General features: G+C 56.8%; 7 protein-coding genes. 3 read left to right on the top strand and 4 right to left on the bottom strand.

What is annotated here, in order from left to right; translation table 11 throughout:
• Positions 1-210 (bottom strand): hypothetical protein (locus MRY75_RS13750; protein WP_292308577.1); only part of this gene is annotated, 210 nt, incomplete at its 3' end.
• Between the two features lie 392 nt (positions 211-602).
• Here MRY75_RS13750 and MRY75_RS13745 point away from each other — a divergent pair.
• Together MRY75_RS13745 and MRY75_RS13740 are read left to right on the top strand one after the other, a co-directional pair.
• On the top strand, positions 603-1,526 hold the full coding sequence (locus tag MRY75_RS13745; RefSeq protein ID WP_152460852.1) for an SIR2 family protein: 924 nt from the start codon (positions 603-605) through the stop codon (positions 1,524-1,526).
• Positions 1,527-1,535: 9 nt separating this feature from the next.
• Positions 1,536-3,281, top strand: coding sequence for an ATP-binding protein (locus MRY75_RS13740; RefSeq protein ID WP_084353831.1), 1,746 nt, complete (start codon positions 1,536-1,538; stop codon positions 3,279-3,281).
• 43 nt (positions 3,282-3,324) lie between these two features.
• Here the strand turns inward: MRY75_RS13740 and MRY75_RS13735 are convergent, their stop codons facing one another.
• From MRY75_RS13735 to MRY75_RS13725, 3 genes are read right to left on the bottom strand one after another with little or no spacing between them, the layout of a single operon-like run.
• The gene (locus MRY75_RS13735; RefSeq protein ID WP_084353832.1) at positions 3,325-5,496 is read right to left on the bottom strand and encodes a DEAD/DEAH box helicase; all 2,172 of its coding nucleotides are present in this window, start codon (positions 5,494-5,496) and stop codon (positions 3,325-3,327) included.
• A gap of 5 nt (positions 5,497-5,501) precedes the next feature.
• Positions 5,502-6,809: an ATP-binding protein gene (locus tag MRY75_RS13730; RefSeq protein ID WP_084353833.1), complete on the bottom strand. Its 1,308-nt coding sequence runs from the start codon at positions 6,807-6,809 to the stop codon at positions 5,502-5,504.
• A complete protein-coding gene (locus MRY75_RS13725) occupies positions 6,802-9,330 on the bottom strand; it encodes a TerB N-terminal domain-containing protein (protein ID WP_292308576.1) in 2,529 nt (842 codons plus the stop codon). Before MRY75_RS13725 ends, MRY75_RS13730 begins: the two co-directional genes overlap by 8 nt.
• 416 nt (positions 9,331-9,746) lie before the next feature.
• On the opposite strand from MRY75_RS13725, the gene MRY75_RS13720 reads away from it, so the two are divergent.
• The coding region (locus MRY75_RS13720) for a plasmid pRiA4b ORF-3 family protein (protein WP_292308575.1) at positions 9,747-10,311 on the top strand (565 nt) is incomplete at its 3' end.

Here is a 10,311-nt window from a genome sequence, read left to right as displayed (position 1 = left end):
TTGATGCAGTTCGTGGTCATTGCTCTTCTCCTTGTTTGCGTTGCAATGATGGTCACCTTGCAGCTGGCCAAGGCCCGGGCACACCGAAGGCGAAGCGTAGCGGAGAGGGGCAGGTGCCGGTCTTTTTGCTCCGCGAGGAATGACCCGCAGGGTCAGGGGAAAAAGATCGGCGGCAACCTTTGTGGACGGGACGACAGCTGCGACCAGCATGTCATGCAACTCAGACAAAGGGAGAAGTGCGTTGGCCGCTAAGGAAGGATGGTGAACAGCCGTCAAAGATGCCAGAGGGCGCATGTTGATGCATGGATCATAGCTGGAGCAGGCATTTTCGGATCCATGTCACTTGCCAGATTCCCGACGCACCCACCTTGCGACGACAGCGAAAACTTGCTGTGACAAAGAAGTGCTACCGGGGGTATCGTAAGAGCGAAATTTTGGACCAAATCGTTTTCGGGCACAGACAAACTAAGCCGAAGTACAAGAAGTGAGGCAAAATAGCTTTGGAACTAGAAGAACTCGCAAAGCAGTGCCAAAACTGTGCACAGCATAGCCCAGTGATAGTCTTGGGCAGCGGGGCCTCGATACCGCATGGCATTCGTGGCATGGGGGATTTGGCCGTTTGGCTCCGCGATAATGTACAGGCCGACGATGGACCGGAAGTCGATGCCTGGACACTTGTTAGAACAGCCTTGGCCGCTGGAGATCATTTAGAAGCAGCACTAGAAAACAAGCCTCTACCCGACTCCTTGGTTGTCAAGATTGTCCGAAGTACCTGGGACTTCATCGCTCAGGGCGATTATAGCCTGCTCAAATCAGCTATAAAGACCGAGACCATTTTTCCGCTCCGCACCCTATTCACAGGTTTATTCCGAAGTACAAACCGCAATATCCATGTCGTAACAACAAACTACGACCGCGTTGCAGAGTATGCAGCCGATTCAGGCGGCTACATCCACAACACGGGTTTCCTTCCGGGCTATCTGCGACGGGCCGATGGGGCGGAGAATCTGATTTTCAAACAAGGGGCCAATTTGGCGCGGACGGTCACAGTCTGGAAAGTCCACGGGTCTCTTGATTGGTTTTCAGACCCGCATGGGGGTGTGATGTCGCTACCGATGACGAGCGAGTTGCCCGATGGTTTGGTTCCGTTGATCGTCACGCCAGGTGTAAGCAAATATCAGCGGACGCACGACGAGCCCTTTCGGAGCGCGATACAGGGCGCCGATCGTGTGTTGAGTGCCGCGACCGCATTCATTTGCATAGGATACGGGTTCCGCGACGGCCATATCCATCCGAAGCTGATGACGCGTTGTCGTGTGCATGACGTTCCCATCCTTGTCGCAGCGCGCACCTTAACGCCCGAAGCCAAGGATTTTCTCAAGAACAACGCCGGGCGTCACTACCTCGCGCTCGAGAACCACGATGAGGGGACGATGGTTTACAACCGTGACAGCCCAGACGGTATTGTTGTTATCGGGGGCAAATATTGGGAGTTGCCTGCATTGAACGAATTGATTGGGTTTTAGGAGGAAGAGTTGGGCATACTTGATTTCAACGATGATGAAAGTCTCGGCAAAATTATTGCCGTCGATACTGCCACTGTGACGGTGCGAGTCGATGAACTTGAACGCCTCAAACGGATTCAGGTCAATCGGTTGACCGCGATCAGAAGCTCGAAAGCCGGGCAGCACTTAATCGGGATAGTTTCGCGCATCACACGCAAAGCAGGTGACGAAACTGCAATAGACGGGTCTGAGGAGGATCCGGAAGCCGCGCTCCCCGAAAACAACCTCGTTCGGGTCGCTCTGATTGGAACACTCGTAGACAAGGAGGGGCTGAAAGAGAACGTCTTTAAGCGCACCCTAGAGACTGTGCCCGAAATCGATGCGGATTGCTTTTCCTTGGAAGGTCAGCGCCTGACAGACTTCATGCAGGTCATTTCGCAGGTTTCCGGCGACGGCCCGCAGCTTGATCTTGGTCGCTATGCTTTGGACGAGGACGCGCGGGCCTTCTTGAACGGCAACCGTCTGTTCCAACGTCATGCCATCGTGGTCGGTAGCACTGGCAGCGGCAAATCGTACACAACTGCGCGGCTCCTAGACCAGATTGCCGGTCTTCCACAAGCCAACGTAATCTTGTTCGATATCCATGGTGAGTACCAGACCCTCGATAGCGACGAGTTTCGGCATCTACGCATCGCTGGGCCGGGGGACATTGGACACGATCGCCGACTGGCCGACGGTGTTCTACATCTACCGTTCTGGCTTCTCGGCTATGAGGCATTGGTCGCTTTGTTTGTAGATCGGTCCGATCAGAACGCTCCGAACCAAGCCATGCTCATGACGCGCTGTATCACCGATGCGAAGCGCGCAATGCTTGATCCGGGAAAACACGCCGACATTCTTGCAAATTTCACTATCGATAGCCCCGTGCCTTTCGATATCGACAGTGTCCACAAGCAACTATCTGACTTGAACGAACAAATGGTTCCGGGCGCTAACAACAAGGATAAGCAAGGACCATACTTCGACAAGCTCAGCCGCTTAATCGCGCGATTTGAAGCCAAACGAAATGATCGCAGGCTTGGGTTCATATTTCAGCCGCCAGCAGCCTGTATGGATATGGCCTGGCTGTCGGAGGTAACGCATTTCCTGATAGGCGGGCGCGGATCGCAAGCTGATGGCAAGGGTGGGATCAAGATCATCAATTTCTCGGAAGTGCCGTCCGACATCCTGCCGCTCATGGTCAGCTTGATTGCTCGGCTGATATTCACAGTCAGCCAGTGGACGCCACCAGACAACCGTCATCCCATCGCATTGTTCTGCGACGAGGCACATCTGTATATCCCGGAGCGTGCGTCGTCAGAGTCAGCCGATGAGATCTCGGTCGGGATTTTCGAGAGGATCGCCAAAGAAGGCAGGAAATACGGTGTTGGACTAGTGGTTATCAGCCAAAGACCATCCGAAGTGAACCGCACCGTTCTGAGCCAGTGCAACAATGTCATTGCGATGCGGCTGACCAACGGCGACGATCAATCCGTGATCAAACGGTTGCTGCCTGACAGCCTCGGCGGGTTTGGTGATCTTCTACCGGTCCTCGACATCGGTGAGGCATTGGTGGTCGGCGATGCGAGCTTGCTTCCGACGCGAGTTGTGGTGTCCGAGCCGCGCTTCAAGCCCAATAGCGCGACAGTCAATTTCTGGGATCGTTGGAGTGACGCGGCACCAGTTGCGGGAACGGAAGATGCCGTCCTTTCTTGGCGGAGACAAAGCAATCACTAGCCCTAGGAGCGATGAAAACAGTCAACGAGTATTGCCGCACATATTATGCTGGGACGATTCTACCGACCATCGCGGTAAGAGTATCGGGCGCAAGCTTGGAAGAAATTGCATCCAACTCCAAGAGGGGCTGCGACAGGTAAGGATGAAACTTCTCCGACATTAAATTCCCAGCTCCAGCGAACAGATCGACAGGTTCGCCAGATCGAATGTGCGCTAGTACCGTTTGAAGATCGGGGGTTTCGTCCCCGGCCTCCACCATCAGAAACCCGTCATGCAGTTCGACCGAAAACCCCTCACTTCTCAGTGCTAGCGCGAGGGTTGATGTCTTCACAGTACCGACCCGCGTCGCAATGACTGATGTATGCTCGCCAATGGTGTGTAGGTTATTGGCCCTAAACCCCAGCTGTTCATAGTGAGCACGCGCTTCCTCGAGCATCATCAAAGAGACTGTATCCATGTAAGCTGGGCTGGAATCCCCCTCGAGCACGGCGAACATTCGGTCGATCACTTTGTCATGAATGTCCCCCGCATCGCCGCCGAAGACGGGCGGCACACCAGCCTTCGCGGGTTTGACGACGATGACCTTTTCACGATCATGGATTTCTTGAACAACCCAACGTCGCCCAGAGAATATTAATAGCATCCCAGGGGCAAGAACATTATCGATCGGCAGGGTTCCAAGGTCCCGCCCCTCTGCGACCAACCGGAATTCCTCAGGCGTCTGAAACACCGCATAGAAGCTGTAATGCTCAACCAGTTTTTCGCCCGCGGGTCCCAAAAGCAACAGCCCGCTGCCGACCTGTTCGATCAAGCCGGTTTCTGGGTGGCCGATTGCACGCAACACATCTGCGAAGACTTCGGTTGTGACCTTCCGAAAGGGGCCTTCGCGGCAGAGCACATTGTAGACCACGCTTGCAGACGCACCGCCGCGCTGCGCTATGACTGACAGTATCTGGTGGACGAGCGTCGAGAGATGAAGCGCCTGAGGTTTTGGAGGTTCGCACCAGCCTTCCAGCAGCAAGTCTATCATCGCGATGGACCTGATCAGGCCGAGGCGAAGACGATCCACGAAACTGCTCTCCGGCGTCAACTTGGCTTCGACAGCATACTGCCTGAGAATGGCCGGCTGTCCTTCACGCCGGCCTGATCGGCCAAGCCGTTGTCGCAACGCGGCGACGCTGAATGGCGCACCGATTTGAGCCACGCAGGTCACGTCACCGATGTCGATTCCAAGCTCGAGCGTCGATGTGCAAACGGCTGTCGTCGGTTTCGCAGGGTCCTTCAAGCGCCGCTCAACGAAGTCACGGTGTTCTCGGGAGAGGCTCGCGTGGTGGGGATAGAATTCCTGTGGCAGGTGCTCCCGTTCGCAAAGCTCCCGCAACCGATCTGCGTAAATCTCGACCCGTTGACGCGCTCCGGCGAAGACCAGGTTGTCGCTGCCTCGAAGGTGTTTGAAAAGATGTGCTGCGATCGCGTCCGTTGCGGATGGGCTGTTTTCATCTTCATCGCCGGAAAGGTAACCGCGAAGCTGAAGCTTCAATTCAGCCTCGCCGCCATCTGCTTCGATCAGCTGGACAGCGTTTGCGGCGTCAGGGCGAAGATAGGCCTTAGCGAGGTCCATGTCGCCTAGCGTAGCTGACAGACCTATCCGACGGATTGGGCGCTTTATCGCGAGCTCGAGCCGTGTGAGCAGTGAACGAAGCTGGACACCGCGTTCGCTGTCCAGAACTGTGTGCAGCTCGTCGATCACGACCGCCCGTGTCGCCCCAAACAGGCGGGCAATTTCCAAACCGCGACGAATGAAAAGCGCCTCAAGGGACTCTGGGGTTATCAGAAGGATCCCTTTTGGAGATATCAACGCGCGCGTCTTGATGGATTGCGAGACATCTCCGTGCCAGGGAACAACCGGAAGCTCTGCTTCCTGGCAGATGCCCTCCAGCCGCATGGCCTGGTCCGTGATCAGGGCTTTCAGCGGACCGATGTAGAGCAGGTCGAAGCCGGTGCCGCCCGACGGCTCGTCAAGCACCTGTGAAATCAACGGCAGGAACGCCGCCTCGGTCTTTCCGCCCGCCGTAGAAGCTGCAACGATTAAATCGGCATTGGATTCGCAGATCGTCCGGATGGATCGCGCCTGGATGTCGCGAAGTTCGCGCCAACCTTTCTGGCGTATCCATTTCTGCACAGGCCTCGCCAGTTTGTCGAACGCACTGCTCATCGGCGTCAGAGCTTGAAGCTGATCAGATCATCGTCACCGGGGTCTTGGGCACCAGTCGACTCGTCTACCTCGTTCATGTCTTCGCCGAGGTCTTCGGAGACCTCGATCTTTTCGATCAGATCGCTCCACTCGACACCGGGGTTTTGCTCAAGCACGGAAAGCAGGTTCACGAATGCCGTCACCGTATTGCGCGGGGTGCGGAAGTAAGCTTCACCGATCCGGTCCGAACAATGCGCCATGAAGGCCTCGAGCGCGTCGTCCGGCAGAGCACCGGCATCGTCCTGCATGATCCGCCGCACATTGGCCAGAAGAACGAAGAGATCTTCAGGGGTCAGGCTGGCCAGCCGGACAACCGGTCCTGAAAGGTCGACCAATCCGTCCCGCGCGAAGGTGTTCTCGGCCAAACGCGATTGAAGGGCTTCGTAGCTATAGAGCCCTCGACGGGTGTTCATCAGAAACTCCGGGGTTCCACCCATAAGGAATCCGAGGTTCTCGGCGCTACCCTGCAGCACATCGTTCAGGATCCGGAGGATCTGTTCGTAGTTTGCATTGCGGGCCTGCGACGAAGTGAGCTTGTAGAGGTTCACCATCTCGTCGAGGCCGACCAGCAATCCTTTATACCCGGCCTCGCACACGAATGCCGACATCAGCTTCAGATGGTCATAGACACTGGCGTCGTCGATGATCGTTCGCACACCAAGTGCTTTGCGCGCGTCGGTGCGTGTCGCGAACTCGCCGCGCAGCCATCTCAGGGCTGCGGATTTCAACTCGTCGTCGCCGGTCTCATGGCCTTCCCAATATCGACGGATGACTTCGGCGAACTCAAACCCTCCGGTAAGTTCTTCAAAGTGGCCAAGGCGTTCACGAATGACGGTCCCCGTGGGCAAATCCCGTTCTTCAGCATCTCGGTGAGCCTGGCTGACAAATCGCTCCACCACGCTGGCCAATGCCCCGCCATCGGGCTTGGTCCGCGTCGAGAGGTTTCGGGCCATCTCGGCATACAGCCCGCGAGCTTGTCCGCCGGTCGCGTGAATGCGCCGATCTGGCGCTAAATCCGCGAACATCACGACCAGGCCTTTCTCCAGAGCCACGAGGCGGATCAGGTTCATGAAGAACGTCTTGCCCGATCCGTACTCCCCGATGATGAACCGGATCGCCGATCCGCCATCGGATATCCGGTCCATGTCCTTGACGAGCTCTTCAATCTCTCGGACGCGGCCAACCTGAATATGGCGCAAACCGAGTTTGGGCACGACCCCGGCCCGAAGCGCCTGTACGATTGCATCGCGTTCACGTGGTTTCAACTTAGACATCCCTGCCCTCCGCACTCATCTTTTCTTTTACCGCCTCCGCAATTTCCAGAGACACGTCATATCCATCATACTCGTCGAGCAGTGCTTCGTTGTAGGTCTCAAAAGCCCATTCATTCACGACTTCCAAAGCCCCGGATGCCATCAACCCATGCGAGGCGCAGATCGTCTCGAACTCGGTTTCAGACCAATGCTCTCGAGTGACCAGTTCGAGGACAAGGGCGCCGTGTTTCGGGTCAAGCCCTACCAGCTGGCTTTGGCTGGCAGGCGCGGAGGCACCACTTTCTTCCTCTTTGACATCGAAAATCTGACCGAGGACGGACGACACGCGCTCTGTGTCCGAACGAATTGCTGCGATCCGTGAAGCGTCGAGTTTCGGTCCGCTGGCTTTTTCGAGCGCGGGTATCGCTTCGCCCGGGCGACCCGGTTGCGACGCGCGAACAGTGCGTGGACCATCCGCAACTTCGCCAGCATGCAGGTCGGTGTAGGCAAGCGCAGGATCAAGTCCCAAAGCCTTGTAGATTTTCTCGATGCTTGCGACTTCGTCGGAGTGAATAATGCCATCGGCATGTGCTGCACCGACCAGCGCTGCCCGCATAGCGGCTTGGCTGTCTTGGCCCACCTCCTTCAGTTTGCGCCGCAGAAGCGTCATGTCCGGTGGCACGGCCAGGAACCATTCAAGGTTTGCACGCAGCCTGCGGCGTTCCTGATCGCTGAGGGCCGTGGCAGAAACCTGATCTTCCAACGCCCTGCGTTCAGGCTCCGCGATGCGACCATCAGCATGGGCGACTAACGACCCAAGTGCCAATTCGATCAAGGCGCTTCGATAGCTGTCGGAAACGTCCTCCAGTCTTTCGATGGGTTCGCCCAGACGAAACAGCACAACAGGCTCCTCCGTCTTGGGCGACCGGAGCGCAAACCGAGGGTCGGGCGCCAGACCGAAACCGAGGCGCGCGAGCGCGTCGGCGGCTCCTGTCATTTGCCGTTTTCCGATCTTCTCGTTCGTTTCTCCCTCCAGTCGTCCGATCACCTCCTCAAGCGGCACCAATCCCCCGCGATCGACGATATCGCTTGCCCAAGATTTCAAGCGGTCCATTTCCTCTGATGGGAAAGCATCCCAAAGTTCAGAGGGTAGCAAGGCATGCGCTTCCACACTTCCGCGGCCGTCAGGGTTTCGGCCCAGGAAGCGACTGAGCTTGTCGAGGTCGTTCATCACCTCGTCAGCCAGCTCTTGCGCAATCTCGACCGGCTTGCGCAAGCCGGAGATGTCGGGCACGGGTTTGCCATCCACGGTCGGATTGACTGACCCCTGAAACTCGCTGGAGGCGGCGCGATAGGATGCCGTGAGTGATTTCCGGGGTTTTGTCACTTTGAGCCCATCAGGAAAACGCCGATCAAACCGCATACGGAAAAGAGCGACGAACTCGTCACGGCACCGCGTCGCGGGAGTTCTCAGATTTGTTTCCGGATGGCAGATGAACCAACTCAGCAACCAGTCAGCCGTCAGGTTCTCGCCTTTGTCGATCCGAGCTCCGATTGCGTATTTGAGTGAGAACGGAAGTTCCCAGCCCTGCTTCTCGAAAATCGGTTCGATAGCGTCGAGGTCGGTTTCGGCAAGCATCGCAATGTCGAGGAACTCACCCAAATAGCGCCTGACGGAGTGGTTGTCAGGGTAAAGTGAATGCAGCCGCCGAACTTCCTGGACGATATCCTTGGCATCTTCGTTGGACTGATCGACGAAGAAGCGACGCTCCAGCCCGTAGAAGTACAGGAACATGTATCCGGGGTTGTAGGAGGCGTCGTTGCGCCCGCTGGCCAACCAGTCGAGGTAGGTCGCCCGGCACTGAGGTGAGATATCCGCGTATCCGGGCCAGTAAGGCATACCTTCACCAGCTTTGTCGGCTCCAGAGCGCGCGACAGACAGAGACGGATCGATATAGGCTCGGCACTTGTCACGATACCCGTTGGTGTTCAGCAAGGGAGGCGTGCCGACATAGACCATCCCGCCGATGTTGCGGCCGGCGACGCTAGCTGTTTCATTAGACGGGACCCACCCGCTTTTCGTTGATCGGGTCGATGCGCTCGATGCCACTCGTGAGGGCTGGTTTCGTTCAGCGACCGCTGCAAGTGCCGGCGCCGCAGACTTTCCAACCCGAACGATTTCACCGTAGTCCTGCTTTGGTGGGGAATAGGCTTGAACGGCAGCCGGCGCTTTGGACGCAATGGCTTCGCGAGTTCGTTCGCGCTCACGCTCGATACGCTTGTCGTAGGCACTTGGGCGCGGCACCGGCTCAGGTCGGGGGGGTAGATTTTCGGAACTCCCCTCAGCTTGCGCCTTTGCAGCGACTTTCCGCGATCTCCGTTTTTCTTGCCACCAGACCAGAATGACGGGAACACCAAATGCAAACAACATCTGGCCGCCAATCGGCCAACCCTGAAGCATTGTGGTCACCACGACCATACATAAGAAAAAATACAGGACGAGAAAGAATGTAATTCGGAAAAACTTGATTATTGAAGACATTATCGGAACCCTCTCCGAACCACACTATTTTGCACAGCCATCTTTGCAACGACTAACGTCATGGTTGAAGCACTTCCCATGCTTTATGCTTGATTGGGCCGATGGCCACATACATCTGTTCGCACCGTTGCGGGCACACCCCTGCCCCAGTGACCGTAACCGGAACGGCCGAGATGAAGCGTTGCCACGACCATGCGACGGCTGGTCGGGCTGGCTCCGGAGGAGACGGCCGGGCCAGCGGCACGTCGCAGGGAGAGGCGGCGTTTCAGCTCGGGGAGGGCGGCTGCGCGCAGCCGACCGAGTAGGGCGCGGTCCTGGCCAAAGGGCGGGAGGGGCCAATGTTCCCCTTGAATGCTTCAACTTAAGAATCAAAAGTTACTTCAACGGCAGGGCCATTGAGACAGGCGGAACACACTTTGATTGAGCTGAAAATCGAACTGGTTGGCATCAAACCACCCATCTGGCGCCGTATCGTCGTGCCGAATGACATCAGCTTGGACATCCTGCATTCCGTTCTCCAGGGCGCTATGCCTTGGCAAGACTATCATTTGCATGAGTTCGAGATTGGCGAAGACAGGTTCGAGGCCCGCGACGAAAGTGACGACAGCTGGGACCCTACCGATGGGCGGAAGGACGAGAAGAGGTTTACTCTTGGAAAGCTGGTCAAGAAAGGCAGTCAGTTCACATACACTTATGATTTCGGCGATGGCTGGCGGCATCTCGTCACCGTTGAGAAGTTTAGCAAACCAACCGGAAGACCAGATCTGGACTTTCCCGCCTGTGTTGACGGAGAGCGAGCCTGCCCGCCAGAGGACTGTGGAGGACCCTACTCTTACGAAGAGTTTCTCGACGCGCTGACCGACAAACACCACCCGGAACATCGCGATACAAAGCAATGGGCGGGCGCGTTCGAACCGGAAGTGTTCAGCGTGCAGCAAGCCAATGCTGCCGTCGGTGCGATGTTTGTATGGGCAAAAGAAC

Origin of the sequence: Marivita sp. (genome assembly GCF_022763305.1) — a bacterium.
GTDB lineage: Bacteria > Pseudomonadota > Alphaproteobacteria > Rhodobacterales > Rhodobacteraceae > Marivita.
Note: the sequence above shows the minus strand (reverse complement) of the source record. Positions and strands in the feature narration are given on the sequence as shown.